This is a genomic window from Pigmentiphaga sp. YJ18, assembly GCF_038066655.1.
Classification (GTDB): Bacteria; Pseudomonadota; Gammaproteobacteria; order Burkholderiales; family Burkholderiaceae_B; genus Pigmentiphaga.
On sequence record NZ_JBBUKU010000003.1, the window covers coordinates 397,109 to 423,197 of the forward strand.

At 68.2% G+C, this 26,089-nt stretch carries 22 protein-coding genes; 2 read left to right on the forward strand and 20 right to left on the reverse strand.

The genetic code is table 11. The features are described from left to right. Positions 1-2: 2 nt before the first annotated feature. From WKR98_RS21685 to WKR98_RS21725, 9 genes are all read right to left on the reverse strand, one after another. On the reverse strand, positions 3-1,316 hold the full coding sequence (locus WKR98_RS21685) for a purine-cytosine permease family protein (RefSeq protein WP_341434647.1): 1,314 nt from the start codon (positions 1,314-1,316) through the stop codon (positions 3-5). Positions 1,317-1,411: 95 nt separating this feature from the next. Then, entirely contained in the window at positions 1,412-2,347 is a 936-nt protein-coding gene (locus WKR98_RS21690; RefSeq protein ID WP_341434648.1) for a dimethyl sulfoxide reductase anchor subunit family protein, read from the reverse strand. After that, positions 2,344-2,964 carry a 4Fe-4S dicluster domain-containing protein gene (locus tag WKR98_RS21695; RefSeq protein ID WP_124690869.1) on the reverse strand — a complete coding sequence of 207 codons (621 nt, stop codon included), beginning with the start codon at positions 2,962-2,964 and terminating at the stop codon, positions 2,344-2,346. The genes WKR98_RS21690 and WKR98_RS21695 overlap by 4 nt, the downstream gene beginning before the upstream one ends. Before the next feature lie 4 nt (positions 2,965-2,968). Further along, on the reverse strand, positions 2,969-5,773 hold the full coding sequence (locus WKR98_RS21700; protein ID WP_341434649.1) for a molybdopterin oxidoreductase family protein: 2,805 nt from the start codon (positions 5,771-5,773) through the stop codon (positions 2,969-2,971). 21 nt (positions 5,774-5,794) lie between these two features. Further along, on the reverse strand, positions 5,795-6,727 hold the full coding sequence (locus tag WKR98_RS21705) for an electron transfer flavoprotein subunit alpha/FixB family protein (RefSeq protein WP_341434650.1): 933 nt from the start codon (positions 6,725-6,727) through the stop codon (positions 5,795-5,797). Between the two features lie 11 nt (positions 6,728-6,738). Beyond that, entirely contained in the window at positions 6,739-7,488 is a 750-nt protein-coding gene (locus WKR98_RS21710; RefSeq protein ID WP_124690872.1) for an electron transfer flavoprotein subunit beta/FixA family protein, read from the reverse strand. A gap of 4 nt (positions 7,489-7,492) precedes the next feature. Then, positions 7,493-8,845 carry a 2-oxoadipate dioxygenase/decarboxylase HglS gene (hglS, locus tag WKR98_RS21715; protein WP_341434651.1) on the reverse strand — a complete coding sequence of 451 codons (1,353 nt, stop codon included), beginning with the start codon at positions 8,843-8,845 and terminating at the stop codon, positions 7,493-7,495. A 5-nt stretch (positions 8,846-8,850) separates the two neighbouring features. After that, positions 8,851-10,338, reverse strand: a complete 1,488-nt coding sequence (tcuA, locus tag WKR98_RS21720; RefSeq protein ID WP_124690874.1) for an FAD-dependent tricarballylate dehydrogenase TcuA — start codon at positions 10,336-10,338, stop codon at positions 8,851-8,853. 33 nt (positions 10,339-10,371) lie between these two features. Then, on the reverse strand, positions 10,372-11,544 hold the full coding sequence (locus WKR98_RS21725; protein WP_124690875.1) for an amidohydrolase family protein: 1,173 nt from the start codon (positions 11,542-11,544) through the stop codon (positions 10,372-10,374). Positions 11,545-11,773: 229 nt separating this feature from the next. Between WKR98_RS21725 and WKR98_RS21730 the strand changes: the two genes are divergently transcribed. Continuing rightward, positions 11,774-12,949: an amidohydrolase family protein gene (locus WKR98_RS21730; RefSeq protein WP_341434652.1), complete on the forward strand. Its 1,176-nt coding sequence runs from the start codon at positions 11,774-11,776 to the stop codon at positions 12,947-12,949. Positions 12,950-12,960: 11 nt separating this feature from the next. Further along, complete coding sequence (locus WKR98_RS21735) at positions 12,961-14,325, forward strand: MmgE/PrpD family protein (RefSeq protein WP_341434653.1); 1,365 nt, start codon at positions 12,961-12,963, stop codon at positions 14,323-14,325. On the opposite strand, the gene WKR98_RS21740 is transcribed toward WKR98_RS21735, so the two are convergent. The 11 genes from WKR98_RS21740 to WKR98_RS21790 all read right to left on the reverse strand — a co-directional run bounded on the left by WKR98_RS21740 (position 14,317) and on the right by WKR98_RS21790 (position 26,022). Next, on the reverse strand, positions 14,317-15,078 hold the full coding sequence (locus tag WKR98_RS21740) for an IclR family transcriptional regulator (protein WP_341434654.1): 762 nt from the start codon (positions 15,076-15,078) through the stop codon (positions 14,317-14,319). The two genes, WKR98_RS21735 and WKR98_RS21740, sit on opposite strands and share 9 nt — an antisense overlap. A 102-nt stretch (positions 15,079-15,180) precedes the next feature. Beyond that, positions 15,181-15,372 (reverse strand): rubredoxin, encoded by a 192-nt coding sequence (locus WKR98_RS21745; protein WP_124690879.1) that lies wholly within the window; start codon positions 15,370-15,372, stop codon positions 15,181-15,183. Positions 15,373-15,402: 30 nt separating this feature from the next. Then, on the reverse strand, positions 15,403-16,764 hold the full coding sequence (locus WKR98_RS21750) for an MmgE/PrpD family protein (protein WP_341434655.1): 1,362 nt from the start codon (positions 16,762-16,764) through the stop codon (positions 15,403-15,405). Next, positions 16,761-17,396, reverse strand: a complete 636-nt coding sequence (gene leuD, locus WKR98_RS21755) for a 3-isopropylmalate dehydratase small subunit (protein ID WP_341434656.1) — start codon at positions 17,394-17,396, stop codon at positions 16,761-16,763. The genes WKR98_RS21750 and leuD overlap by 4 nt, the downstream gene beginning before the upstream one ends. Positions 17,397-17,406: 10 nt before the next feature. Next, positions 17,407-18,834 (reverse strand): 3-isopropylmalate dehydratase large subunit, encoded by a 1,428-nt coding sequence (gene leuC / locus WKR98_RS21760; protein WP_341434657.1) that lies wholly within the window; start codon positions 18,832-18,834, stop codon positions 17,407-17,409. Positions 18,835-18,857: 23 nt separating this feature from the next. After that, the gene (locus WKR98_RS21765) at positions 18,858-19,838 is read right to left on the reverse strand and encodes a Bug family tripartite tricarboxylate transporter substrate binding protein (protein ID WP_161567905.1); all 981 of its coding nucleotides are present in this window, start codon (positions 19,836-19,838) and stop codon (positions 18,858-18,860) included. Positions 19,839-19,878: 40 nt separating this feature from the next. After that, entirely contained in the window at positions 19,879-20,649 is a 771-nt protein-coding gene (locus WKR98_RS21770) for an SDR family NAD(P)-dependent oxidoreductase (protein ID WP_124690884.1), read from the reverse strand. Further along, positions 20,646-21,617: a Bug family tripartite tricarboxylate transporter substrate binding protein gene (locus tag WKR98_RS21775; protein ID WP_124690885.1), complete on the reverse strand. Its 972-nt coding sequence runs from the start codon at positions 21,615-21,617 to the stop codon at positions 20,646-20,648. The genes WKR98_RS21770 and WKR98_RS21775 overlap by 4 nt, the downstream gene beginning before the upstream one ends. Continuing rightward, positions 21,614-22,981 (reverse strand): MmgE/PrpD family protein, encoded by a 1,368-nt coding sequence (locus tag WKR98_RS21780; RefSeq protein ID WP_341434658.1) that lies wholly within the window; start codon positions 22,979-22,981, stop codon positions 21,614-21,616. Before WKR98_RS21780 ends, WKR98_RS21775 begins: the two co-directional genes overlap by 4 nt. A 32-nt stretch (positions 22,982-23,013) precedes the next feature. After that, positions 23,014-24,402 carry an MmgE/PrpD family protein gene (locus WKR98_RS21785; RefSeq protein ID WP_341434659.1) on the reverse strand — a complete coding sequence of 463 codons (1,389 nt, stop codon included), beginning with the start codon at positions 24,400-24,402 and terminating at the stop codon, positions 23,014-23,016. Positions 24,403-24,420: 18 nt separating this feature from the next. Next, complete coding sequence (locus tag WKR98_RS21790) at positions 24,421-26,022, reverse strand: rhodanese-like domain-containing protein (RefSeq protein WP_124690888.1); 1,602 nt, start codon at positions 26,020-26,022, stop codon at positions 24,421-24,423. Between the last annotated feature and the right edge of the window lie 67 nt (positions 26,023-26,089).

The following is a 26,089-nucleotide window of genomic DNA, read 5'->3' on the forward strand; positions in this document are numbered from 1 at the left end:
GGCTAGGCGGGAACGGGTTCTACCTGTTCCCGCCGCCGCATGAACACCACGGCCAGGCCGAAACTCAGCGCCAGGGTGGGCAGGGCCGAACCCAGCGCCGTGCCGGCCAGCGGCAGCAGGTGGTAGCAGGCAATGCCGGCGACCCAGATGAGCACGGCCTTGACCCGTATCGCGGGTGCCTGGCGCAGTAGCCGGTTTGCGTCGGCGCCGAGGCCCAGGGTGCCGAGCATGACGCCGAACAAGGGCACGAAGCAGGAGCTGAGCAGCAGCAGGAACGGCTCCAGGCTGTGCATGGGCAGCACCATCGCCAGCAGGCAGCAGGCCGTGGCGATCAGCAGCCCCCAGCGGCGAATGCTCCAGCGCGGCGCGATGCTGTGCGCCGACACGGAAGCCGAGTAGGCGTCGCCATAGGCGTTGTCGACTTCGTCGATCAGCACCAGGGACAGCGCGATCAGGCCGCCCTGGGCCTGCAGCAGGGCCATGATCAGGTCCTGGCTCGGCAGCGTCAGCGCGACCAGCACACCCAGCCCGTAGCACCAGATGTTGGCCACGGCATAGCCGACCCAGGCGCCCGTCAGCGCCGAACGGCCGCTCTTGCCGTGGCGGGCGTAATCGGCCACCAGGGGCAGCCAGCTGATGGGCATGGCGATCACGAGATCCAGGGCCGACAGCGTGCTCATGCCGCCCGTGCCGCTCCGGCTCCACAAGGCGGCCATGCCCTGGCTGTGCGCCATGGACAGGAACTGCCAGCTCAGCCACAGCAGCGAAAGCACGACCAGCGGCAGGGCCACGCGCGAGACGATGCGGCGCACCAGACGCACCATGGAACCGCCGATGAGCAGCAGGATCACGGCGCCCCACAGCAGCGTGGCCAGGTAGGGCCAGTAATCGGCGGTCATGGCGCCGCCATGGCGGCCGACGGCGACCGTGGCATCGCGCATCACCACCAGCTCGAACGCGCCCCAGCCCAGCAACTGCACGATGTTCAGGACGATGGGCAGGCGCGCGAAGCGGCGCCCGTAAACGGCCACCATCAGCCCGGCGCTGGACAGGCCGCTGCGGCAGCCGATCCGCGCGACCCAGCCCAGCAGGCCGGCCCCGACTACGGAGCCCAGCACGATGACCAACAAGGCCTGGGTGGAACTCAGGGCGGGCACCAGGTATGAGCCCATCTGCATGACCAGCAGCCCCACGCCCAGGCTGAACCAGAGCGAGGCGTGGTCATGCCATTGAAAGACACGCAGTTCGCCGGGTACGGCGGCGAGCGCCTCGTTGCCACGGCCGTCGCCGGAGCTTGCGGATAAGGGATTTGCCATGAATGTTCGCACGAATCAAGAATCGCGGCCGGGTGATGCCGCACGATAATTGACGATCATAGACGGCTTCGCCGAACAGGCTTTTCAAGCAGGCCCTACGAGATCACCTGGTAGTACAGGTTTTGCGGATGGTTGGCCTGCGCGAAGAAGAACCACCGCTCCGCCAGCAGTCCCAGGTACTGCACCGCCAGCGCCGCCGCCATCAGCATGCCGCTGGCCCGAAGCTGCCCCCACGCCAGCAGCAGCGCCGAACCGGGAAACAGCAGCAGCAGGAACGCCCAGCGCACGCCGCGGATCACGGCCGCGCTGCGGCCATGGAAGAACTCGCGCGTGTTGAAGGTGCCGCCCATCGCGCCCATGGATTTCTGCGCGATCGCAGGATGCCGGACGCCCAGCGCGCTCTGCAAGGTGGACACCGGCCGCAGCCGCGCATTGCGGCGCAGCATCAGCAACCGGACCGCCAGGCCGGCGGCCAGCGTCACATAAGCGGCCGACAGGTAGGCCGGCATCCAGCCGGGCGCCATCCACGCCGCCCAGCCCGACGCCGCGGTGAAGCCCGACGCGCAGCCCAGTACGGCGAAGTTGGCCAGGGTGTAAGGGCTGGCCCATTCGCGGATGAAGCGCAGGCACGCGTAGATCATCGCCGTGCACACCCACAGCGCCAGCGCGCAGGCCACGCACAGCAGCCCCACCGCCGGGGCGTAGCCCTGTCCGGCATGGTGGGCCCACGCATACCACGACGCGGCGCCGATGAAGGCCGGCACGGCGATCACCTCGCGCGACAGCCACGACGTGCGCCACATGGCCGCGCTGCGCCAGAAGCGTTCCGGCCGCCCCAGGTGGAAGAACGACGCGAACAGCCCCAGGCCCGCCAGCGCCACGCACAGCAGCGCCCCGCCGCCGAAGAAACGCTGTGCCGCCAGCGGCTCGAGCGGCGCGCCGAACACGTCCGCGCCGACCAGCGCCAGCATCAGGCCCTGCGCCATGCCGCACAGCGTGGTCAGGAAGATGACCGACCAGGCGGGCTTCATGGGCGGCTCCGGCGCGGCAGGTAGTGATTGGCCGGCCGGGTGCCCCACTCCGGCATCAAGGTGTAGCCGTCGCGCTCGCGTATCGCCCGCGATACCTCGGAATCCTCGTCGTGCACGTCGCCGAACAGCCGTGCATTGGTCGGACAGGCCATCACGCAGGCCGGCTTGCGCTCGCTCTCGGGCAGCGCTTCGTTATGGACGCGGTCCACGCACAGCGTGCACTTGGTCATCACCTTGCGCCCTTCGTCGAGTTCGCGCGCGCCGTACGGACAGGCCCACGAACAGTACTTGCAGCCTATGCACTTGTCGTAGTCCACCAGCACGATGCCGTCCTCCTTGCGCTTGTACGATGCGCCAGTGGGGCAAACGGGCACGCAGGGCGGATCCTCGCAGTGCAGGCAGCTCTTGGGGAAATGCAGTGTTTCGGTCAGCGGGAACTCACCCACCTCGAAGGTCTGCACGCGATTGAAGAACGTGCCGCTCGGGCTTTCGCCGTAAGGATTCGCGTCCTCCAGCGGACCGGCCGAGCCGGAGGTGTTCCATTGCTTGCAGGAGGTCACGCAGGCGTGGCAGCCCACGCAGACGTCCAGATCGATGACTAGCGCGAGTTGGGTCATGGGATCACTTGTTGCCGGCGAAATAGGCCTGGACCTTGCGGATGATGCCGGTGCCCGGCATCTGCTTCATGGCGGGGAACCGTGGCCAGACCTCCTTGGGTTCGCCGGGGTCCGCCGGACTGATGCGCACGCGGACGTCGTACCATCCGGCCTGGCCAGTGACCGGATCGCTGTTGGAAACCGTTCCGACCGGGCCCCCGCCCGGCAGGGGCAGCTCTTCCGAGATCAAATGGTTGAGCAGGAAGCCCTTGCTGGATTCGTCCGCCTGCGGCCCCAGGTTCCAGGCGCCGCGCGACTTGCCGATGGCGTTCCAGGTCCAGACGGTGCCGGGCTCGACCGCCTCGCTGTAGCGGCACATGCATCGCAGCCGGCCCCACTGCGACTCGACCCATATCCATCCGCCGTCCTCGATTCCGGCGGCGCGCGCCGTGGCCGGATTGACCATGAGGTAGTTGTGGCTGTGGATCTGGCGCAGCCAGGCATTCTGCGAATCCCACGAGTGATACATGGCCATGGGCCGCTGCGTGATGGCGTTGAGCGGATATTTCTCGAGATCGGTCGCGGCGTATTCGAGCGGCGGCGACCAGAAAGGCAGCGGATCGAAGTGGCGTTCGATGCGCGCGCGCAGGTGCGGCGGCGGCTGCTTGCCCGCGCGCCGGCCCTGGGCGGCCAGCCGGAATTCCTGCATGACCGGCGAGTACAGATGGATGCGGATGGGCTCGGGCGCGCCGTTGAATCCGGCCTGCCGGGCAAAGGCAAGATAGTCGCGGTTCCAGTTGCGCATGTACTGCATGCCGGGCGGCAGCTCGTGATGGAACACGCAATGGTTCTCGGCATACTTTTCCCACTGGCGCGGATTGGGCTCGCCGACCAGCGATTTGTCGCCGTTCGCGCCGCGCCAGCCGCCCAGGAAGCCGATGCCCGAGCCGGGCGCGGTCTCGTAGCGGACGATGAAGTCTTCGTAGCCCTGGTACTTGCGCCCGCCGTCCGGGTCGGTGAACACCGGCAGCTTCAGGCGCCAGCCCAGTTCGATCAGCACCTCCTGGAAAGGCTTGCACTGCCCTTTCGGTGCGACCACGGGTATGCGCACGGAGTCCACCGGGCCGTCGAACTCGGAAATCGGCCGATCGAGCAGCGACATCGCGTCGTGCCGCTCCAGGTAGGTGGTGTCGGGCAGGATCAGGTCGGCGTACTGGGTCATCTCCGAAGCGAATGCATCGCACACCGCGATGAAGGGAATCCGGTATTCGCCGCCCGGGTCGCGGTCGTTCAGCATGGCCCGCACCTGGGTGGTGTTCATGGTCGAGTTCCACGCCATGTTCGCCATGAAGATCAGCAGGGTGTCGATGCGGTACGGATCGCCGCGCCAGGCGTTGGTGATGACGTTGTGCATCAGGCCGTGGGCCGAGAGCGGATGCTCCCACGAGAACCCCTTGTCTATCCGTATCGGTTCGCCGTCCGGCCCGACGGCAAGGTCGTCGGGGCCGGCCGGGAATCCCAGCGGGGCGGCGCCCAGCGGCGTCATCGGCCGCACCTGGTCCCAGGAGTTCGGCGGCCGCACGCCCGGCGGGATGGCCTTCGGGAACGGTGCCTTGTGGCGGAAGCCTCCGGGCCGGTCTATCGTGCCCAGCAGGCTCATCAGGATGGCCAGCGCGCGAATGGTCTGGAAGCCGTTGGAGTGCGCAGCCAGGCCCCGCATCGCGTGGAACGCCACGGGACGGGCGACGACGCCGGCATGCTCCACGCCGTCGGTATCCGTCCAGGGAATGGGCAGTTCGAACGCGCCGCGCATGGCTGTCTCGCCCATCTCGCGGGCCAGAGCGACGATGCGCGCCGCCGGGATGCCGGTGATGGCGCTGGCCCATTCCGGCGTACAGTCCGCCACGCGTTCGCGCAGGAGCTCGAAGGCGGGCCTGGCGGGCTTGCCCGCCACCTCGCGCTCGCCCTCCAGCGCGTCGCCCGTGCCGACGATAAGGCCGCTGTCCAGATCGACCAGGTCCATGGCATTGGTATGGCGGGCGACGAAATCGCGGTCGAATTCGCCCGTGGCGATCAGTTCCCGGATCAGCGCCATGAAAAGCGCCCCGTCGGTCCCTGGCCGTATCGGGATCCATTCATGGGCGATGGCGGAGTACCCGGTGCGCACGGGATTGATGGAGATGAAGCGGCCGCCGGCGCGCTTGAACTTCGAGATCGCGGTCTTCAGCGGATTGGAATGGTGGTCCTCGGCGGTGCCTATCATGACGAACAGCCTGGCATGCTCCAGGTCCGGGCCGCCGAACTCCCAGAACGAGCCGCCTATGCTGTAGATCATGCCCGCGGCCATGTTGACCGAACAGAATCCGCCATGCGCGGCGTAGTTGGGGGTGCCGAACTGGCGCGCCCAGAGCGCCGTCAGGGCCTGCATCTGGTCGCGGCCCGTGAACAGCGCGAAGCGCTTGGGGTCGGTGGCGCGGATGCGGCCCAGGCGCTCGGTCAGGATGGCATAGACCTCGTCCCAGGAAATCTCGACGTATTCCCCGTCGCCGCGGGCGGTGCCCGGCCGGCGCTTGAGCGGCACCGTGAGCCGCGCGGGCGAGTGCTGCTTCATGATGCCGGACGAGCCCTTGGCGCAGATCTTCCCCTGGTTCAGCGGATGGTCCGGATTGCCGTCGATGTAGCGGACCTCGCCATCGCGCAGGTGTACGCGGATGCCGCAGCGGCAGGCGCACATGTAGCAGGTCGTGTGCTTGACCTCGTTCGCGGCGCCGGGCGCGGGCGGCTCGAGCGGATCGTGGACGGGCGGGGTGGAACGCAGGAAATCAAACATGGCATTCCTTGCGCAAAGGCGTCAGAGCCGCGCCAGCAGTTCCGGGACCGCCTCGAACAGGTCGGCCTCCAGCCCATAGTCGGCAACGCCGAAGATCGGCGCCTCGCCGTCCTTGTTGATCGCCACGATCACCTTGGAATCCTTCATGCCCGCCAGGTGCTGGATGGCGCCCGAGATGCCCGTGGCAATATAGAGCTGCGGCGCCACGACCTTGCCGGTCTGGCCCACCTGCAGGTCGTGCGGGGCATAGCCGGCATCGACGGCGGCGCGGCTGGCGCCGATCGCCGCGCCCAGCTTGTCGGCCAGCGGAGCGATGATCTCGCGGAACCGGTCGGCGCTGCCCAGGCCGCGGCCGCCCGACACCACGACCTTCGCCGCGGTCAGGTCGGGGCGGTCGCTGCTGCTGATCTCACGCCCGGCGAAGCGGCTCTTGCCGTGGCCGGCCACCGCCGGTATGGCTTCGATCGGCGCGTCTGCGCCCGTCGCCGCCACCGGATCGAAGCCCGTGGCACGCACGGTGATCACCTTGACGGGATCGTCGCTCTGCACCGTGGCCAGCGCGTTGCCGGCATAGATGGGCCGCTCGAAGGTGTCCGCGCTTTCCACGCGGACGATGTCGCTGATCTGGGAGACGTCGAGCTTCGCGGCGACGCGGGGCGCGACGCTCTTGCCGCTGGCGTTCGCGGGAAAGAGAATGTGGCTGTAGCCGCCCGCCACGGCAAGCACCTGGGCCGCGACGTTTTCGGCCAGGCCATCGGCCAGGCAGGGCGCCTCGGCCTGCAGTACCCGGGCCACGCCGGCGATCCGGGAAGCGGCCCGCGCGGCTGCGTCCACCCCGCTGCCCGCCACCAATACGTGGACCTCGCCGCCACAGGCGGCGGCCGCCGCGATGGTATACAGCGTGGCGGAACCGATGGAAACGTTGTCGTGCTCGGCAACGACGAGTGCGGCCATGCGACTCTCCCTCAAAGGACCTTGGCTTCGTTGCGCAACCTGTCGACCAGCGTCGCCACGTCGGGCACCCTGGCGGACGCCGTGCGCGGACGCGGCTCGGTGACACGGATCGTGCGCAGGCGCGATCCGGCCTGGACCCCGAGCTCGTCGGGCTTGACGACCTCGATGGCCTTCTTCCTGGCCTTCATGACGTTGGGCAAGGTGACGAAACGCGGCGCATTCAACCTCAGATCGACGGTGACGACGGCGGGCAGGGAGAGCACGACGGTCTCCACGCCCTTGTCCACCTCGCGGGTGACCACCGCCTCGCCGTCCCGCAGCTCGATCCGGCCCGCGAAGGTCGCCTGCGGCAGATCCGCCAACGCCGCCAGCATCTGGCCCGTCTGGTTCGCGTCGTCGTCGATGGCCTGCTTGCCCAGCAGCATGAGCTGCGGCTGTTCCCGATCGGCCAGCGCCTTGAGCAGCTTGGCCACGGCCAGCGGCTGCAGTGCTTCGTCGGTCTCGACCAGGATACCTCGGTCGGCGCCCATGGCCATGGCCGTGCGCAAGGTCTCCTGGCACGCGGCGACGCCGCAGGAGACGGCCACGACCTCGGTGGCGATGCCTTTTTCCTTGAGCCGGACGGCTTCCTCGACGGCGATCTCGTCGAAAGGATTCATGCTCATCTTCGCATTGGCGATGTCCACGCCGGAGCCGTCCGCCTTGACGCGGACCTTCACGTTGTAGTCCACCACCCGCTTGACCGCGACCAATACCTTCATAGCCTCACCTTTGCGCGAGCGCGTCGAGCGAACGGGCCTGTGCCGCCTCGTACAGCGCGATTTCGTCCAGCACCGGCGCCCCCAGGGCTTGCTCGAACGCCGCTTGCGCGGCGTTGCCGGCATAGCTGCGTGGTCCGGTTTCGCCCAGGTTCGACTGGAAGATGCCCGCGGCGCTTACCGGCAGGAAGTCTTCGTAGACGATGGGATCGGCCCGGACCAGGCCGCGCTCGATTTGCGTCTCCAGGGGCAGGCGCGCGCTGACGCCGTCCCGGTTGCCCCGGCCGGTGCGCGCATAGCGGAAGAAAGCCAGCCCCTCGCGCCGCAGCGTGGGCAGATCGTCGGGGAAGTCCTTGAACGCGCCGGCCAGCCGGCCGGCGTAATCCTGCCCCGACGCGCCGCGCCGGGCGCGCGCCAGCAGCGCGTCATAGCGCGCGCGGCCCTTGCGGGTCAGCGCCACGCCGCGCTGCTCGATTTCGCCGAAGCGGGCGGTATGGGTGCCCGGCGCCCGGATGTCCTCGCCCGCGAAGGCGATGCGCTCCTCCAGCGCCTTGAAACTGGTCTGCCTGAGCAGCAGCGCCACCTTGCGCGGCGGCGGCCCTTCGATCACCGTCTTGGCGGCGATGCCCCGCGCCGGCATCGCCGCCTGCACGGCATCGATGTCCAGCGTGCGCGGCGTCAGGTGATTGATGTGCGGTCCCTTGAAGCAGACGACGTCGGCAACCAGGCGATGGGCATCGTGCAGCCTGGCGTAGGTCGCCTTGTCCACCGTGGCCGCGCTGTGCCAGCGGAAGGTCTGCAGCGCCTCGGCCACCAGTTCGTCGGCCTCGGTTCCGGCCAGCCCGCCCTGCCCTTCCGCCCGCTCGACCAGGGCCAGCAGACGGGGGGTGAAGATCCGGCGCCGTTCCAGGATTTCCGTCGCGACCCGGCGCAGGCCGGCATCCTCGATCAGATCCAGGCGCAACAGCGACGTGAACACCCGGAACGGATTGCGCGCCAGGGACGAGTCGTCCACGGGGCGAAAGGCGGTGGCGTGCACGGGCACGCCCGCGATCGACAGATCGTAGTAGCCGACAGGCTGCATGCCCATGACGGCGAAGACGCGCCGCATCGTGGCGAGCTCCCCGGCGGAGCCGAGGCGAATCGCGCCATGGCGCTCGACACCCAGGCGCTCCAGCTCTCCGGCGCGCGCCAGGCGCTCGCGCAACGACGGATCGCGCCGCAGCGCGGCGGCATTGACGTCCGCGACTAGGTCGAGCAGCGCGCCGTACTGCGGTACCTCGCGCCGGTACATTTCCGACATGCGGCGGGAGAACCGGGTGCGGATCTCGTCGCCGTCGGCGAAACCGGTTGTTTCCATGGGATCTAGCGCGAACGCACGTATTCCGCGGCGGCGTCGCCCGCGACCCGCCCGAAGACGGAGCCCGAGATCAGGCCGCTGCCGCCGGGGTAGTTCGAATAGAACAGTCCCCCCACCATCTCGCCGGCCGTGTAGAGGCCCGGGATGACGCGCGCATCGACGTCCTCCACTTCGGCACGGGCATTGATCTTGAGCCCGCCGAAGGTGAACGTGATGCCGGTGGTGACCGGATAGGCCTCGAACGGACCTTCGTCGAGGGTATTGGCCCAGTTCGACTTGTTCAGGGCAAGGCCTTCCGTGCAGCGCCCGTCCTTGCTGTTCGGGTCGAATGCGCGGTCGGTGCGGACCGCCGCGTTGTACTCCCGTATCGTGGCCAGGAACTGCTGGGGGTTGACCCCTTCCAGGCTCTCGGCCAGCTCTTCCAGGGTGTCGGCGCGCACCTTGGTCACGCTGCGCAGCCGGTATTCGTCGCGCAGCAGATGCAGCACCTTGCCGTCGAACACCTGGTAGGCCAGTTGCTTGGGTTGGCGCGCCAGCGCCAGCCCGCATTCCACATAGGTGTACATGCGGAAGTCGTAGCCTTCGTCGAAGAAGCGCTTGCCTTCGGCATTGACCAGCACGCCGAACGGGTAGCTGTGCTTCTGGAAGGCATCGCCGAACTTGAGGTCGCCATAATTCGGCGCGTTCAGGTCGCCCGCGACCACGTGGCAGCCCGACCAGTTGCCGACCGGCAGCGCGCCGGCGTCGATCGCCATGCGCAGTCCGTCGCCGGTGTTGAAGCGCGACCCGCGCACCTTGGCCAGGTCCCAGCCCGGCCCCAGGTAACGGGCGCGCCATTCCGCGTTGGCCTCGAAGCCGCCACAGGCCAGGATCACCGCGTGGCTTTCGATATCCTGGGTCTTGCCGTCGATGCGGGCGCGAACGCCGTGGACGCCGCTGTCGTCGGCCAGCAGGGACAGCGCGCGGGCGTTGTAGCGCACGTCGACGCCACGATCTGCGACCAGCTTGTAGAGCGAGTCGACCAGGCCCGCGCCGCCCCCCACCACCTCCACCACGACCCCGCCGGAGAACTTGAAGCGGCCGCCCATCTTGTAGGCCTGCTTGCCGTACTTGGGCACGTAGCGCAGCCCCAGCGAACGCAGCCAGCACACGGTGTCGAAGCTGCGCCTGACCAGGACCTCGGCCAGGTCGGGATCGCTGCGGAAATCGGTGACGCGGAAAAGATCGTCGAAGAAATCGTCCTCGGTGTAGGCGCCGAAGTCGGTGTTCTGCTTCTCGTCCTCGGTCAGGTCGGGCACGACCTTCAGCAGGTCGTCCACGCCGTTGAAGGCGAAGCGCATCGAACCTTCGGTGAAGCGGCTGTTGCCGCCCCGCTCGTCCTCGGGCGCCCGTTCGAGCACCATCACCGAGACGCCGTGCGCGCGTGCCGCCAGCGCCGCGCACAATGCGGCGTTTCCGCCGCCGACGATCAGCACATCAGTCTGGATAGCCATCCTCGCTCCCTAGCCGGTAAGTGTGTGGGCCGTTCAGGCCGGCAGCATGTCGAGGGCCGAGCCGCTGCGGATGATGTCCTTGTCTTCCTCGGAAATGCCGGGGTGGTCGTGCAGGAGCTGGACGTCCTTGTACTTCATGCGGCCGCCCGGATCGTCGTGCGGATAGTCGGTGGCGAACAGGAACTGCGAGGCGCCCAGGAACGCGATGGAATCCGGCAGTTCGGGTTCTTCCGTCTCGATGGTGAAGAACAGGTTCTTCCGGAAGTAGTAGCTGGCGGGCTCCTTGTTGCGGCTTTCGTATTCCTCGACCGAGGTGATGCGCTTGCCGGCCGACAGGCGCTCGGCCCCCGGCTTGACGCGGCGATGGAAGCGAGCCTGCGCGTCCTCGTCCTCGTAGTTGAGCGGCGGCTTCACATAGGCCGCGTCGAAACGCTCCACCAGCGGCCTGATGAAGGCCGAACCGGCCTCGGTGAACACCACCTTCAGGTTGGGGCAATCGTCGAACAGTCCGCTGGTGCACAGCGACATCAGGCTGAGCTGGCCTTCTGCCGGCGACGCCACGTCCAGCCCGTCGCGCTGGAAGATGTTGAGGTTGCTGATGCGATGGCCGTGCTGGATGTTGTGCAGGACGATAGGCATGCCCAGCGCCTCGGCTCGCTTGAAGAAGGGCCACAGCTCGCGCCGGCTGCCCAGCGTTTCCGAGAACTGGTGCTCGCGCACGGGAAACACCTTGTCGACCGCGACCGACTGGAAGCCGTTCTTGCGGGCCCATTCCATTTCGGCGATGGCACCGTCCACGTCCTGCAGCGCGACCAGCGCGGAGCCGATCAGGCGGCCGGGGTACTTCTGCAGCAGATTGAGGATGGACAGGTTGTAGGAATGCGCCATCTGGCCGGCAAGCTCGGGATCCAGCGTGTAGTTGAAATAGATCGCCGAGAACTGCGGCAGCAGCAGTTGCTTCTCGATGCCCAGCTTGTCGTATTCCTCCAGGCGATATTCCATGTCGGTCAGCCCGACATGCCTGCCGCCGGCGCCGGGCGGCGGCAACGGCGTCGAGCCCTTGACGATGTAGTTGCCGGGGAAGCTCCAGTTCACCAGGATGCCCGCGTTGTCGAACTCGAATCTCGGCCGCAGGTCGGCGGTCTTGCCGGTGACATGGTCGTAGATGTCACGCGGAAGGATGTGGGTGTCCATGTCGATGATCATGTGCGGGCCCGCTGGGTGTAAGGGTGGGAGGGAAGAAAACGCTCGTGGCGATACGACGTATTGGCTGGGTAATTTACGGACAAGCGGCAAGACTGTCAATAAATTTGGAAAGCTGTTCTATTATTTAGAAAATCAGTATTGCGGGCGCCAAACCCGCGGAGTAGTCTGTTTCCAGCGCGTTTCGGCCAAGCGAGACGTTGCCCGAGAAACGATTGGACGAGACCCAGCCATGATCATCGATGCCGACACCCATTTCCTGCCTCCCGATGTCTACGACTACCTCGGACCGGAGTTCGAGGCGCTTCGCCCACGCCTGACCTGGGATGACGCCGGACTGCTGGTCGACGTCCAGTTCCCGGGAGAACCGCCGCGCGTCCCCGGAGCCACGCCGCTGCCTCCGCCGGGCACCGGTTCGCGCTACCGGGGCACCTACTACATCGAGGAGCGTCTGGCCGACTACGACAAGCTGGGCATCGAGAAGCAGTTCCTGTTCCCCCAGCTCACGGCGACGGTGTTCTCCTACCTGGTCGAACCTCGCCTTGCCACGGCCATGGCCCATTCCTGGAACCTGTCCATCCTGAACCTGCTCAAGCGCTATCCCGACCGCCTCATCGGCGGCGCCCTGGTCGCGCTGCAGGACGTGGACGGCGCCATCGCCGAGATGGAGTGGGCCGCCGCCAATGGTTTTCGCGCCGTGATCATGGACAAGGTCTTTCCGGTGCACGAGCACTGCTATTCCGATCCGCTGGGCAACCATCGCGAACTCTGGCCCTTCTTCAAGCGGGCCGAGGAACTGGGCATGCCTTTGTTCCTGCACAACATCCAGCACGGCCACCGCATCACCAACCTGCTGAACTATCAGTTCAACGGACTGGACGTGCTGGCGCCGCAGGAAGGCCAGATGAGCCTGGTCTCGCTCGTCACGAGCGGACTGCTGGATGACTTCCCCGATCTGAAATTCGTCTTCACCGAGGCCGGCGTCGGCTTCATCAAGCCGCTGGTCTCGCACCTGGACTCGGTCTTCAACAACGAGATCGTCGACTACGAATCCGAAGACGCCGCGCCGCGCTTCAACTACCGCAAGCTGGAAGGCGGCAAGCGCATCGTCTCGGTCGACGACTACAAGCCCAAGAACAAGCAGGCGCCCAGCCACTACTTCAGGAAGAACCTGTTCTTCACCATCGAGACCGAGGAAGCGGAACTGCCCGAAGCCGTCAACCTGTTCGGCGCCTCGCAGTTCCTGTTCGCCACCGACTATCCGCACGACGACCCGGGCGGCCGCATGAAGTACAAGGACGTCCAGCTCCTGGCCGCCAACCCGGACATCTCGGACGCCGACAAGGCGCTGATCCGTTCGGGCAACGCCGAACGGCTGCTGGCGCCCGTCCGGCCCGCGGCCGCCTGAGCGCCGCCGCCATGTCGCCCGACACGCTCTCGGCCCGGCTCGCCGCCCACGTCATCGACACCCCCTGGGACGCGCTGCCGCCGGCGGCCGTCCTGGCCGCCAAGCACATGGCGCTCGACACCCTGGCCGTGGCCTGGGCCGGCACCTCCGCGCCGGGCATCCCGCCCGTGCGCGAAGCGCTCATCGACGAAGGCGGCAAGCCGCAAAGCGCCGTCTGGGCAACCAGCGCGAAGATTCCCGCCCGCTCCGCCGCCTTCCTGAACAGCGCCGCCGCCGCGGCGCTGGACTTCGACGGCATGCGGGCCTCCGAACGCGGCAGCGTGCATTCGGACAGCGTCGTGCTGCCGGCCGCGCTGGCGGTGGCCGAACAGCACGGCGCCACGGGCCAGGAACTGGTGGCGGCGCTGGTCCTGGGCAACGACATCGTCACCCGCCTGGGCGCCGCATCGGCGCTGCCGCACCGGGGGTGGTACCAGACCTCGATCTACGGGATCATGGGCGCCGCCGCGGCCGCGGCGCGCCTGATGAAGCTCGACGCCGAACAGACCATGCACGCCTTCGGCATCGCGGTGAACCAGGCCTGCTCGACGCAGTTGCCCAATATCGAACGCAGTCTGGTCAAGCGCTACTCCTCGGCCTTCGCCGCGCAGGGCGGCGTCCTGGCCGCGCTGCTGGCCGCGCGGGGAATCACCGCCGCGCGCCAGGCATTCGAAGGCCGGTTCGGGTTCTACGAGCTGTACCAGCCGGGGGAACCCGACCGGCTGCTGGATGGCCTGGGCGTGTCCTATCCGCACGTGGAAACCGGCGTGAAGCGTTTTCCGAGCTGCGCCTGCAACCACACCGCGATCGAGGCGGCGCTGCAACTGGCGCGGGAACATCCGGTTCAGTCATCCGGGATCGCGGACCTGGACGTCACCATCTCTCCCTACGTCCATCGCCTGGTGGGCGCGCCGTTCGATCCCTCCAGCGACCCACAGGTGGCCGCGCAATTCAGCGTCCAGTATTCGGTCGCCGCGGCCATGCTGCGCGGGCGCTTCGGCGTGGGCGACATCGAACCCGAAGCCGTGCTGGATCCGGCCACGCTTGCGCTTGCGCGCCGGGTAACGGTCCACGTCGACGAATCCTGGGGTAACGGCCGCGCCGCCACCGTCGTGGTCCGCCTGCATTCGGGAGAGCGGCGCGAACGCCACGTCGCCCATATCCCCGGGTCGCGGGAAGCGCCCCTGGCCGAGGCCGACCGCAGCGAGAAGGCGCTCGACTGCCTGCGGGCGGGCGTGCAGCCTCTGGACGGTGAACAGGCACAACGTCTGGTGGACCGGGTATTGGGACTGGACCGGCTGGCGAACGCCCGCGAGCTGCTGAAGGACCTAGCCTAGGACCTGCAAGGCCGGGTGATAGCCCAGTTCACGCGAGATGCGGACCGACACCTGCCTGAGTTCTTCGCCGAAGCGGATCAGCTTGGTTCGCGGCGTGCGTTCCTTCAACGCCGAGATGCCGACGGCCGCCACGCCTTCGCGAAAAGCCGTATGGACGGGCGCGGACGCGCCGCATACGCCTTCGTGCCACTCGCCGTCATTCGTGGCGTAACCCTTCTTGCGTACCTCGTCGAGCACCTTGCGCAGGTCGGCCTCCTTGGTCACCGTGCGCGGCGTGTATTTCTCCAGCGGCGCCGCGAGATATTCATCGGCCAGCGCCTGGTTGTACGCCAGCAGCACCTTGCCCGACGCGCTGCAATGCAGGGGCGCCGCGCTGCCGATGGAGGCATAGGTGCGTATGGGATGCTTGCTGGCGATCACGTCCAGATAGACGACGGCGCCGCTGCTCATCGATGCCAGATAGACCTGTTCGCCCGTGGCCTCGCTCAGGCGCCGAAGATGGGGCTTGGCGATCTGGACAAAGTCCAGCCGGCTGAGCAGCATGCTGCCCAGTTCCCAGATCTTGAGCGTCGGGAAGTACTCGCCGCTTTCCAGCTGCTGCACGTAGCCGGTCTCGACCAGCGTGGTCAGGATGCGGTGCGCGTTGCTCTTGGTGATGTCGAGCTTCGCGGCGAGCGCGCTGACCCCGATGGATTTTTCGATGCGGCACATGTGTTCGAATGCGCGCAGGGTCTTGGCGGCGGTCTTGTCCAAAGCGATACGACATCGGGGGTTGAACGTGGAACGACTATAGCATGGGGGTCAATTCAAAGAACGTGATTTCATATATTGGAATCGGCAGGCTCCCCTGCGGGTTCAGGCGAATTCCACCATCTCGAAGTCCACCTTCCTCACCCCGCAGTCGGGGCAGGACCAGTCGTCCGGGATGTCGGCCCAGCGGGTTCCCGGCGCGATGCCTTCGCCCGGCAGGCCCGCGGCCTCGTCATAGATGAAGCCACACGTGATGCACAGCCAGGATTTGAATCCCGCATCTGCCGGCTGATTCATTGCCTATCTCCGATTCGATCAGTAGTCGGGTCATCGCAGCAGCTCCGCCGCCGAGCGGCAGGTCTCCAGCGTGTTCAGTCTGTCGAAAAGCGCGCGGGCATCCAGCGGCAGGCCGGACCACAGCGCGCAATCCTCGAATTTCGTCCACAACGCGTCGGCCGAGAGCGGCGCCTGGGGATCGCCGCGCGCGTGGCGCACGTGCTCGCTCTCGATCGCCTCGCCAGCGGCGGTCTCGACGCGCACCAGGTCGTACGGCGCATAGCCCGACGTGCCCGGCATTTCCTCGGATTCGATCTCGATGGCCACGCGCGGCACCAGGCGCTGGATCGGTTCGCTCAGCACGAATTCGTCGACCAGGTCGCGCAGCCCCACCCTGCCCGCCACCAGCGCGCAGGCCAGGGCGAACTCGATGCTGAACTTCGCGTCGATGGCCGTGCGGGGCCGGTGATTCTTCAGGATCACCGAGTGCGACGGACTGAACCGCACGGTGATCGCCTTGACGGCGTCGGCCTCCAGCCCGCGATCGCGGACGAGCCCGAGCATGGCATCGATCGCGCGGTGCGCGCGGTAGCAGACCGGGTACTGCTTGATCGCCAGGCCCTGTTCGACCAGGCGCCAGCGCGCGGGGGGCAGCGACGGCGCGCGCTCGCGGTCGATCTCGCCCGCGGGCGACAGCGCGCCCAGATAGCCCTGTTCGTGCTCGATCGCGTCCGGCGCGGCCGTCAGCCCGGCGGCCGCGAAACGCGCGGCAAGCAGGCCGCAGGCCGCCGCCTTGCCCGCATGCATGGGCTTGGTCATGAAGCCCAGGTTCGCCATCACCCCGCTGGCCTGCGAGGCCGCGATGCCCAGGGCGTGCGCCGCTTCCCGCGCCGTCGCCCCGCGCAGGGCCGCGCAGGCCGCCGCCGCGCCCATGGCGCCGAAGACGCCGGTCGGATGCCAGCCCTTGCGCTGATAGTTGCCACTGTCGCGCGAGATCAGTTCGCCCCAGGTTTCGAACCCGGCCGCATAGGCCCGCAGCATGTCGCGCCCGCTCGCGCCCACCGCCTCGGCTTCGGCCAGGATGGCCGGCACCAATACCGCGCTCGGATGGCTGCCCTTGAGCGCCACGTCGTCGTAGTCCAGCACGTGGGCGGCGGTGCCGTTCACCCAGGCCGCGACGTGCGCGGGCGCCCGCGCCGGACCGAAGCAGATCGACGAGCCGCCTCCGGCGGTGTCTGGCGCGAACCCTTTTCGGACCGCTTCGACGGCCGACTCGGCCGAGCCGGCCAGCATCACGCCCACGCAGTCGGCGATGCCCTGCTTGGCAATGGCCACGGCCGCCTCCGGGATGTCCTCGTACCGGAGGTTCGCGACGAAATCGCCCAGCGCGGCGGTCAGCGGCGCATGCGTCACGACGTGAGCTCCGCCAGCTCCTTGCCGGTCAGCCAGGGCGTCTCGGCCTCGAGCTTGCGTTCAAGGGCATCGCGCATCTGGGCGAACTCGCCCGTGGCCGCGATGTCGTCGATGCCGCCCAGCATGCGCTCCTTGCGGGCCGGCTCGATCTCGAAGCGGTATTGCCTGCCCGCCGGATCGGTCACCGTCTGGCTGGGCAGATCGATGGTGATCTCGGCCCCCGGCTCGGCCGCCAATTGTTCCAGCAGCCCGCGCACCGCGTCCTCGGGCAGCACGACAGGCAGCAGCCCGTTCTGGTAGGCGTTGCTGGCGTAGAACGGCCCGAAGCTCGGCGCGATCACGGCGCGGATGCCGAAATCGACCACGGCATAGACCGCCCCTTCGCGCGTCGAGCCGCAGCCGAAGTTCGGCCCCGAGACGATGATGCGCGCCTGGGTATAGGGCTCGCGATCGAGCAGGAAGTCGCCCTTGAGCTTGCCCGCGGCGTCGTAGCGGTCGTTGTAGAACAGGAAGCTGCGGTACCCCACCGTCAGGGGCTTGCGCAGGAAACGCTGCGGAATCAGCATGTCGGTGTCGACGTCGGCGCGGTCCAGCGGCGCCGCGATGGCGGTCAGGCGGGTAAACGGCTCCATGCGGGATCTCCTAGCCCAGGTTGCGAACGTCGGTCAGCCTGCCGGTCACGGCGGCTGCGGCCGCCATCGCCGGGCTCATCAGGTGCGTGCGCACGCCGCGCCCCTGCCGGTTCTCGTAGTTGCGCGGCGACGTCGATGCGCAACGCTCGCCCGGCAGCGCGAAGTCGCCGTTCGACCCGACGCACATCGAACAGGCCGAATCGCGCCATTCGAAACCGGCTTCCTTAAAGATGCGGTCCAGCCCCGCCGCCTCGGCGCGGCGCTTCACGTCGGTCGAGCCCGGCGACACCATGGCCGGCACGACCGCGTGGCGGCCCTTCAGGATCTCGGCGGCCGCGGCCAGGTCCTCGAAACGGGCGTTGGTACACGAACCGATGAAGACGCGGTCCACGGCCACGTCGGTGAGCCGCATGCCCGGCTCCAGCTGCATGTAGGCCAGCGCGCGTTCGTAGTGGCCGCGCTGCTTCTCGGTGGCTGCTTCGTCCGGGTGCGGCACCCGCGCGCTGATGGGCAGCGCGTGCTCGGGCAGATTGCCCCAGGTGACCATGGGCTCGATCCGCGAGGCATCCAGGGCAAGCTCCTGGTCGAAGTGCGCGCCGGGCTCGGTCGGCAGTCCGCGCCAGAACGCCAGCGCCTGGTCCCAGTACTCGGGCGGGGGGGCGTACTGGCGTCCCTTCAGGTAGGCGAAGGTGGTCTCGTCGGGCGCCACCATGCCGGCCCTCGCGCCCATTTCGATCGACATGTTGCAGATCGTCATGCGCTCGTCCATCGTCATCCCGCTGATGGCCGGCCCCGCGTACTCGATGACGTGGCCCGTCCCGCCGGACAGCCCCACCCTGCCGACAACCGCCAGGATCACATCCTTGGCCGCCACGCCCCGGGACAAGCTTCCCGCCACGGTGACCCGCATCGTCTTCGGCTTGCGGAACCAGAGCGACTGCGTCGCCAGTATGTGCTTGATCTCGGACGCCCCCACGCCGAAGGCCAGCGCGCCGAACGCGCCTATGCTGGTCGTGTGCGAATCCGCCGCCGTCGTGATCATGCCCGGCTGCACCAGGGCCAGTTCGGCAGCGACGACGTGCATGATGCCCTGGCGCGGATCGGTCATGCCGATCAGCGGCACGCCGAAATCGCGGGCGTTCTGTTCGAGCTGTTCGATCATTCTCCGGATGTCCGGATCCTGGATGGCCACCACGCCCGCTTCGCGATGCTGTGTGGGCGCGTAGTGGTCGGCGATCGCGAACTGCTTGAGCGGGCGGTGGATCTTGCGGTTCTCCAGCCGCAGGCCGTCGAAGGCATAGAACGGCCCTTCGTGCACGAAGTTCCGGTCGATGTAGATCAGCGACTCGCCACCCTCGCGCTCGGTGATGACGTGGCGGGCCCAGATCTTCTCGAACATGCTGCGCGGGCGCTGCGCCGCGCGCGTGGTGTCAACCATGAAGTGCTCCTTGCGGCGGGTGCTCAATCGCCCCGGATGCCGGTTTCCCGGATGATCTTTCCCCACTTGTCGGTCTCGCTCGCAACGAAGCGCCGAAACTCGTCGGCCGGCATCACCGACGGCTCCGCGCCCGCGCTCTTCAACTGCTCGATGAACTTGTCCGACTTGCCGACCGCCAACAGCGCCTGCTCCAGCTTGTCGCGGATATCCTTGGGTGTCTTGGCTGCCACCATGAAGCCGTACCAGGACCCCGCGTCGTAGCCCGGCACACCCGCCTCGGCAATGGTCGGCAGGTCGGGCAGCATGGGCGTGCGCTGGGCGCCGCTGGTGGCCAGCGCGCGCAGCTTGCCGTTCGCGCCGCCGTTGATGAAGGGCAGCAGCGCCGGGATGGGGCCGATGGTCATGTCGACCTGCCCGGAGCTGAGATCGGCGATGGACGGCGCATTGCCCTTGTAGGGAATGTGCAGAATGTCGGTGCCGGTCATGCTCTTGAACAATTCCGTCGACAGATGGGTGGAGCCGCCCGGACCGCCCGAGGCATAGGTCAGCTTGCCGGGCCTGGCCTTGGCCAGGGCTACGAGTTCCTTCACGTTCTTCGCCGGCAAATTGGCGTTGACCACCAGCACGTTCTGCGTCGTCGCCAGCAGCGCGACGGGCGCGAAGTCCTTGACGGTGTCGAACTTCAGCTTCGAATACATCGTGGGCAGATAGGCGAACGACGAATTCACCAGCAGCAGCGTATAGCCGTCGGGCGATGACGCCGCGACCATCTCGTTGGCGATCAACCCGCCCGCGCCCGGGCGGTTCTCCACCACCACCTGCTGGCCCAGTTTGGCGCCCAGCCCTTCGGCCGCCACCCGCGCCACGAGATCGGCGGCCCCGCCCGGCTGGTAGCCGACGATGACGCGAAGCGGGCGGGTCGGGAAACCGTCCGCCACCGCCGAACCGGCGGTGATGCACAGACACCCGGCCGCGAGCCGGGCAATGCCTCGAATGCTCCTCATCTCCTCTCCTTTTCGCGCCTGGTCTACGCGCTTTGCTCGCCTATACGGTGGCGGTTCCGCCGCCATCCACGGGTAGGGTGATGCCGGTGATGAACGCGGCCGCCGGGCTGGCAAGAAACAGCACCGCGCCGGCGACGTCCCGGGGCTCGCCCAGGCGCCCCACGGGCGGCAGCTTCTTCGAGGCGGGCGAACCGACCCGGGCATTGCCCTGGACGATTTCCTGGTGGCGCGGGGTATCGATGGGACCGGGCGCGATGGCGTTGACCCGAACGCCGCGCGGCCCGTAGATATCGGCCACGCCCTTGGTCAGTACGTTGACCGCGGCGTTCGCGCAGCAACCGGGCAGGTGCGCCGGCGTCGGCTGGCGCCCGCCGCGTCCGCTGATGTTGACGATGGCGCCGGCGCCGCGCTCCGCCATCCCGGGCAGGACGGCCCGCATGGTCCGCATGTAGCCCAGCAGCTTGGCCTGCAGCACCGTATCCCAGTCCTCGTCGTCCAGTTCGAGGAAATCGCCGAAGACCGGCGCGGCGCTGCAATTGACGAGCAGGTCGATGCGGCCGCATCGACCCTCGATTTCCCGCGCGGCCGCATCGACCCGGGCGCCAGACCCCAGGTCGAGCGCGACCGCGCCCCGCGGCCAGATGCCGTCCGGTTCCCGGACCGGCCAGCGGCCTTCCACGCTGCGGGACGACACCACCACCCGGGCCCCGGCCTCGGCAAGCGCCGCGGCGATCGTCTGCCCCAGGGAGCCGGCGCCGCCGACCACCCAGGCGACGGCATCCTGCATGGACCGGGATGGCGCCGCGCTCATTCGGCCACCACGCCGGCCGTCTTGATCACCTTGCCCCACTTCACGGCATCGGTCTTGATCAGCGCCGCGAACTGCTCGGGCGTGTCCGGCGCGGCATCCAGGCCCAGCTCCGTCAGGCGCTTGCGGATCGCGGTGTCCTGCAGCGTCTGCACCAGCGCGCCGTGGAGCTTGTCGATCACCGCGCGCGGCGTGGCGGCCGGCGCCAGCATGCCGTACCAGGTATTGATCTCGAAGCCGGGCAGCCCCGACTCGCTGGCGGTGGGCAGGTCGGGAAACAAGGGATGGCGCTCTTCCGAGCAGACCGCCAGCGCCCTGAGCTTGCCCGACTGGATGTAGGGCACCGCGGCCGGAATGGTCTGGAACACCAGTTGCGTTTCGCCGGCCAGCACGGAGTTGAGCGCCTGGCCGCCGCTCTTGTAGGGCACGTGCGTCATCTTCACGTCCGCCATCATCTCGAACAGGGCGGCCGAGATGTGGTTGAAGCTGCCGATACCCGCGCTGGCGTAGTTCACCTGCCCCGGCCTGGCCTTCAGGTAGTCGATCAGTTCCTTGACCGATTTCGCCTTGATCGACGAATGCACCACCAGCAGGTTGGCGCTGGTGACCAGGCGCGTGATCGGCGCGAAATCGGCGATCGGGTCGAACGGGAGCTTGGCGTAGATGGCGCCGTTCATCGACTGTGTGCCCATGGAGCCGAGGAACAGCGTGTAGCCGTCCGGGTCGGCGCGCGCGACGTTGGCCGCCGCGATGTTGCCCCCGGCGCCGGGCCGGTTGTCGATGATGATGGGTTGCCCCAGCCGGGTGCCGAGTTGTTCGCCCAGCACCCGCCCCAGGATGTCGACGGTGCCGCCCGGCGCGAACGGGATCACGATGCGTATCGGTTTCGACGGATAGGCGTCCGCCGGCCAGGCCGGCCCCGCCGCCACCGCCAGCGCGATGGCCAGCATTCCCTGCAATCCGTGTTTCATGGTCTCTCCTCCGCCCCTATGGTCAGAACCGACCAAAGCTCCTCAAGCGTCTTGCCGGCGTCCAGGCGCCACAGCATGTCGAGCGCGCGGCGCGCGCTCGCCTCGTCCAGACGACGGCCGGCCAGGCGCAGAAACTTCCCCTCGACCTCGGCATCGTCCATGGGATTGGCGGCATGGCCGCGGGGGTAGTCGACCGTCGCGACGTGGCGCATGCCGCCATGCGTCACGATTTCCAGGCGACAGGGGACGAAGGCCGGAAAGCGCGCGCTCAGGTCCAGGTCTTCCTCGACCGTCAATCTGGCCGCCAGCGCGTGGATGCGCTCGTCCGCCAGCCGCTCGGGCTCGAAGACGGCGTCGCTGAAATCGCCGTCGATCAGGGCCGCCGAGATCATGTAGGGCAGGCTGTGATCGGCGGTCTCGCGCGTGGTGGGCCGCCATTTCTCGGGCTCGTGGCCGACCTCGCTCCAGGCGAAATGGTAGGTGTGCAAGGTGATCCGCGCGATGTCGGCATGGGATACCTTGCGGGCCAGCTCGAGCGCCGCCGTGATCGGCGACTGCGCATGGAACTCGGCCAGGAAACGCTTGAGGTGTGCCTGGCCGATGCGAAAGTCCGCGCCCCGCGCGGCAAGGTCGGGCAGCTCGAAGCCGCCGACCAGTTCGCGCAGGCCATGCGCGCCCTCTATGGCCTGTTCCGGACCGGTCAACCCCTCGCGCGCGAGCAGGGCCGCGAACAGGCCATTGCGCGCCGCGTTGCCGGCGGCGCAGCCCTTCCATTCGGACAAGGCGCCCCGGCGGGTGGCCTCCAGCGCGAGGTTGGGGGTCACGGCCAGCGCGATCGCCTGCGCGGTCCGCCCCGCATCCAGCCCCATGACGTTGCAGGCGCCGGCGGCGCCGGCCACCGCCGTGTAGAAGACATGGTCGAGGCCGCGCTCGCGCATGTTGACCGCGCGAAACAGCGCCGCGTATACCTCGTAGGCCGCCACGATGGCCGTGATCGCGGCGCGGCCATCTGCCTTGGCTTCCTGGGCGGCGGCCAGTACCGCCGCCATGACGTCGCTCGGATGGCCGCCCCCGCCTGGAAAGGTGTCGTTGCCGTCCAGATAGCGGATCATGACGCCGTTGGCGAAAGCCGCGAGCTCGGGCAGCGTGCGCCGGCGCGTTCCCAGCACCGGGACTCCATCCGGCAGATCCACGCGGGCGGCCAGCCTGCGCGCGATACGCGAAGGCGGCGCGTCGCACGCGGCAAGGCCGCAGCCCAGCGCGTCGATGAGACGGCGCTTGCAATCGTGAACCACGCTCGCGGCCAGATGCTCGAAACGCAGTCCGGCGGCGAAATCCGCCAGGCGGGAAATGCTGGTGTCCATCGGCGCTCGTCCTGGCAAGGGATCCTGAAGCGTTACAGCACGCCGGCGAAGAACGCCGACATGTCGTCGATTTCCTCGATGCGGCGCACCCGTTCGATCAGCGTCTTCCTCGCGGCGGGGGCCAATGCGTCGCCGCCGTAGCCGAAGCAGGCATCGACCTTCGCGGCCAGTTCCTCGCCGCTGGGCGGTGCCTCCGCGCTCCACGGGAATTCATGCACCGTCCGCGACAGCCTGCCGTGCCGGGTCTGCATGGTGACGGTGGCGGGCGCGCGGGCACTCTTGTTGTCCTCGTCGACCACGACGGCGATTCGTTCCGTGATGGCGCGGATGGCCGGGTCGAGCACCGCGGCTTCCTGGATGTCGTCGATGGCGACCTTGCGGCGCAGCAGCGCGCTGGCCAGCGCGTAGCGAACGCTGAACTGCGCCGTCACCTGCGGATTGCCCGACGGATCGAACGGCGCCCCGACCAGCCGGTGCATCAACGGCGAGTGCACGACCTCGATCGCGCTCACATCCTCCGGCTTCAGATCGTGCTCCCGGATCAGGGCGAAGGCGGCGTCGAGCGCGGCATGGCTGCAGGCGCAGGTCGGATACTTCTTGAGATTGGTCTGCTCCAGCGCGAAGGACAGGCCCAGACCGTCGAGCACCTTGAGCGGATTGCCTTCCTGGTACAGCTGGAACAGGCCGAACCGGCCCTCGAAGGCTTCCCGCGGCGCGGTCACGCCGCGCGAGGCCAGCAGCGCCGAGAACACCCCGGCCCGCGCCGCGAAGGCCGATTGCAGCCGCTTGGTCAGGGCCTGTTCGATATTGGCCTGCTGGGTGCCCGAGGCCTGGCTGAGCGCGATGCCGAAGGCATGGGCGATGGCTGTCTCGTCCAGCCCCAGCAGGCGGGCGGCCGCGGCCGTGGCGCCGAACACGCCATAGATCGAGGTAGTGAACCAGCCCCGGTGCTGTCCGGTGATCGATCCTCCCAGCCGCGAGGCCAGGTCGGTCCCCAGCGCGTAGGCGACCAGGAACTCCTTGCCGCTCGTGCGCTGCCGTTGCGCCACGGCCAGGGCCGCCGGCAGCACGCAGACGTCCGCGTGCACGGTGTTCACGGCGTCATAGTCGAGCGCCGCGCCGAACAGGCTGTTCAGGAACGCCGCCGATGCGGCGGGCAGCTTCCCGCCATAGCCCCACACCGTGGCCTCGGGCGTGCCGCCATCGGCCGCGAGCAGTCCATGTGCCGCGGGCGCCCCCGGCGCATCGCGGCCGGCCCACGCACAGGCCAGCGTGTCCAGCATCAATCGCTTGGACGCCTCGACGGTGCTGGGCGGCAGCGCGCCGTGGCGCAGCCCGGCCACATGCGCGGCGATGCGCTGCGACACCGAGCGCGCGTCGGCGCTCGCCTCGTTCTTCACGATCGCGGAGTTCTGGCTCATGCGGATTCCTTTGCGGTCCTATTCAGCGGTGGGATAGCGGCGAAACCCGGCGTCGTCGTCGCGCCCGATCTGCGTCATCAGATCGACTTCCCAGGTCAGGTAGTCCTTCATCGCCTGGTCGCGGTTCTCGATGCGGTCGTGCACCTTCACCCAGACGTCGTCCGTGTCGTCGGTCAGCCGCGTCTCGCCTTCTTCCATGGGATGGCCCGCCGCGCGCCAGGCCTGGGTGCCGCCCTCCAGGACGCGGACGTCGCCGCCCGTGATCGCGGCGATCTCGGGCGCGGCCAGCGTGGCCAGGAGGCCGTCGGCCGAGGTCACGACGATGCAGCCACCCGCGGGCAGCCGGGCAAGATTGCGTGCGAGGTTGGCGCGGATGCCGTGCCAGGCCCCGGGAATGTGGCCGTCGCGATAGCGCGGCTTGGAATCGAGGTCGAGAATGCTCGCTCCTTCGATGGACAGCGCCGCGAGCGACCGGGGAGAAATCCTCTCGCACCGTATGCCGTCCAATCCCAGAACCTCGGCCGCCGGCGGCTCGCTCACCCATTCGCCGTACTGCAAGGCATCACGCAGCACGTAGACCTCGTTCCAGCCCATCTGCATCAGCCACGAGGCGGTCATGGTCGCGCGCACGCCATGGTCGTCGATCAGCACCAGGCGGGCATTGCGCACCGCCACATAGGTATCGGTCGTCTGCACGAGCTGGCCGCCGGGCGCCGAGACGCTGCCCTTCAAGTGACGGCTCGCATATTCTTCCGGGCTGCGCACGTCGAGCAGGTAGACGGTGCGCGCGTCGGCCTCGCGCCGGAATGCGTCGAGGCCGGCGGCGTCCAGGAAGCGGATGCCGAAGCGCCGGGCGACGCGTCGGGCCGATTCCCGCGCCTTGCGCAGGCCCGGCTCGGTCGGGGGCGGCGCCGTCCTGTCCTTGCCGTTGTCCACCGGAAAACCGGCCAGATGCCATCCCATCGTGCCGTTCTTCAAGGCGACGACGCGGTTGGGAATGCCGGCGTTGCGCAGCGACTGCGCGCCGATGATGCTGCGCGTGCGCCCGCCGCAGTTCACGACGACCAGCGTGGAATCGGACTTCACCAGATCGTGAATGCGGTAGGCCAGTTCCGCGCCTGGACAATCGATGGCGCCGGGAATGCTGACCTTGCGGTACTCGGCCAACGGCCGACTGTCGAGGATGACCATGTCATCGCCGCGGTCGACGCGTGCCTTGACGTCGGCGGCTTCCATGCGAGGGGTCTGGTCGTGCAGCTCGACGTACTCGCCGAAAGCCTTGCTGGGCACGTTCACGCCCGTGTACACCTCGTACCCGGCATCGACCCACGCTTGCAGGCCGCCTTCAAGCACCGAGACATCGCCATAACCGTACCGGGCTAGCGTTGCCGCCGCGCGTTCGGCCAGGCCCTCGCCGCCGTCCGTCACCACGATGCGCGTCGAGCGGCGCGGCACCAGCACGGGCATGCGGATCTCGAGCTGGGACAACGGCACCGGCGCGGCCAGGAACATGTGCCCCTTGGCGAACACGCCTTCTTCCCTGACATCGAGCAACGCGATCTCGCCGCCGTCGTGGAGCATGCGCTTCAGGGTTGCCGCATCGACGACGCCTTGAATCATGGACTGCTCCTCCTGATGGCGGGGAATACCCTCGGACGCGATGTTCGCGCAGCAAATCACGCACCCT

What these genes read in the sequence shown, in the direction of transcription:
- leuC (WP_341434657.1), bottom strand. Translation starts at nt 18,834, where the DNA reads ATGGTTGACACCACGCGCGCGGCGCAGCGCCCGCGCAGCATGTTCGAG.
- WKR98_RS21700 (WP_341434649.1), bottom strand. Translation starts at nt 5,773, where the DNA reads ATGTTTGATTTCCTGCGTTCCACCCCGCCCGTCCACGATCCGCTCGAG.
- WKR98_RS21780 (WP_341434658.1), bottom strand. Translation starts at nt 22,981, where the DNA reads ATGGACACCAGCATTTCCCGCCTGGCGGATTTCGCCGCCGGACTGCGT.
- WKR98_RS21685 (WP_341434647.1), bottom strand. Translation starts at nt 1,316, where the DNA reads ATGGCAAATCCCTTATCCGCAAGCTCCGGCGACGGCCGTGGCAACGAG.
- tcuA (WP_124690874.1), bottom strand. Translation starts at nt 10,338, where the DNA reads ATGGCTATCCAGACTGATGTGCTGATCGTCGGCGGCGGAAACGCCGCA.
- WKR98_RS21770 (WP_124690884.1), bottom strand. Translation starts at nt 20,649, where the DNA reads ATGAGCGCGGCGCCATCCCGGTCCATGCAGGATGCCGTCGCCTGGGTG.
- WKR98_RS21710 (WP_124690872.1), bottom strand. Translation starts at nt 7,488, where the DNA reads ATGAAGGTATTGGTCGCGGTCAAGCGGGTGGTGGACTACAACGTGAAG.
- WKR98_RS21705 (WP_341434650.1), bottom strand. Translation starts at nt 6,727, where the DNA reads ATGGCCGCACTCGTCGTTGCCGAGCACGACAACGTTTCCATCGGTTCC.
- WKR98_RS21690 (WP_341434648.1), bottom strand. Translation starts at nt 2,347, where the DNA reads ATGAAGCCCGCCTGGTCGGTCATCTTCCTGACCACGCTGTGCGGCATG.
- WKR98_RS21785 (WP_341434659.1), bottom strand. Translation starts at nt 24,402, where the DNA reads ATGAGCCAGAACTCCGCGATCGTGAAGAACGAGGCGAGCGCCGACGCG.
- hglS (WP_341434651.1), bottom strand. Translation starts at nt 8,845, where the DNA reads ATGGAAACAACCGGTTTCGCCGACGGCGACGAGATCCGCACCCGGTTC.
- WKR98_RS21735 (WP_341434653.1), top strand. Translation starts at nt 12,961, where the DNA reads ATGTCGCCCGACACGCTCTCGGCCCGGCTCGCCGCCCACGTCATCGAC.
- WKR98_RS21725 (WP_124690875.1), bottom strand. Translation starts at nt 11,544, where the DNA reads ATGATCATCGACATGGACACCCACATCCTTCCGCGTGACATCTACGAC.
- leuD (WP_341434656.1), bottom strand. Translation starts at nt 17,396, where the DNA reads ATGGAGCCGTTTACCCGCCTGACCGCCATCGCGGCGCCGCTGGACCGC.
- WKR98_RS21695 (WP_124690869.1), bottom strand. Translation starts at nt 2,964, where the DNA reads ATGACCCAACTCGCGCTAGTCATCGATCTGGACGTCTGCGTGGGCTGC.
- WKR98_RS21790 (WP_124690888.1), bottom strand. Translation starts at nt 26,022, where the DNA reads ATGATTCAAGGCGTCGTCGATGCGGCAACCCTGAAGCGCATGCTCCAC.
- WKR98_RS21745 (WP_124690879.1), bottom strand. Translation starts at nt 15,372, where the DNA reads ATGAATCAGCCGGCAGATGCGGGATTCAAATCCTGGCTGTGCATCACG.
- WKR98_RS21765 (WP_161567905.1), bottom strand. Translation starts at nt 19,838, where the DNA reads ATGAGGAGCATTCGAGGCATTGCCCGGCTCGCGGCCGGGTGTCTGTGC.
- WKR98_RS21775 (WP_124690885.1), bottom strand. Translation starts at nt 21,617, where the DNA reads ATGAAACACGGATTGCAGGGAATGCTGGCCATCGCGCTGGCGGTGGCG.
- WKR98_RS21730 (WP_341434652.1), top strand. Translation starts at nt 11,774, where the DNA reads ATGATCATCGATGCCGACACCCATTTCCTGCCTCCCGATGTCTACGAC.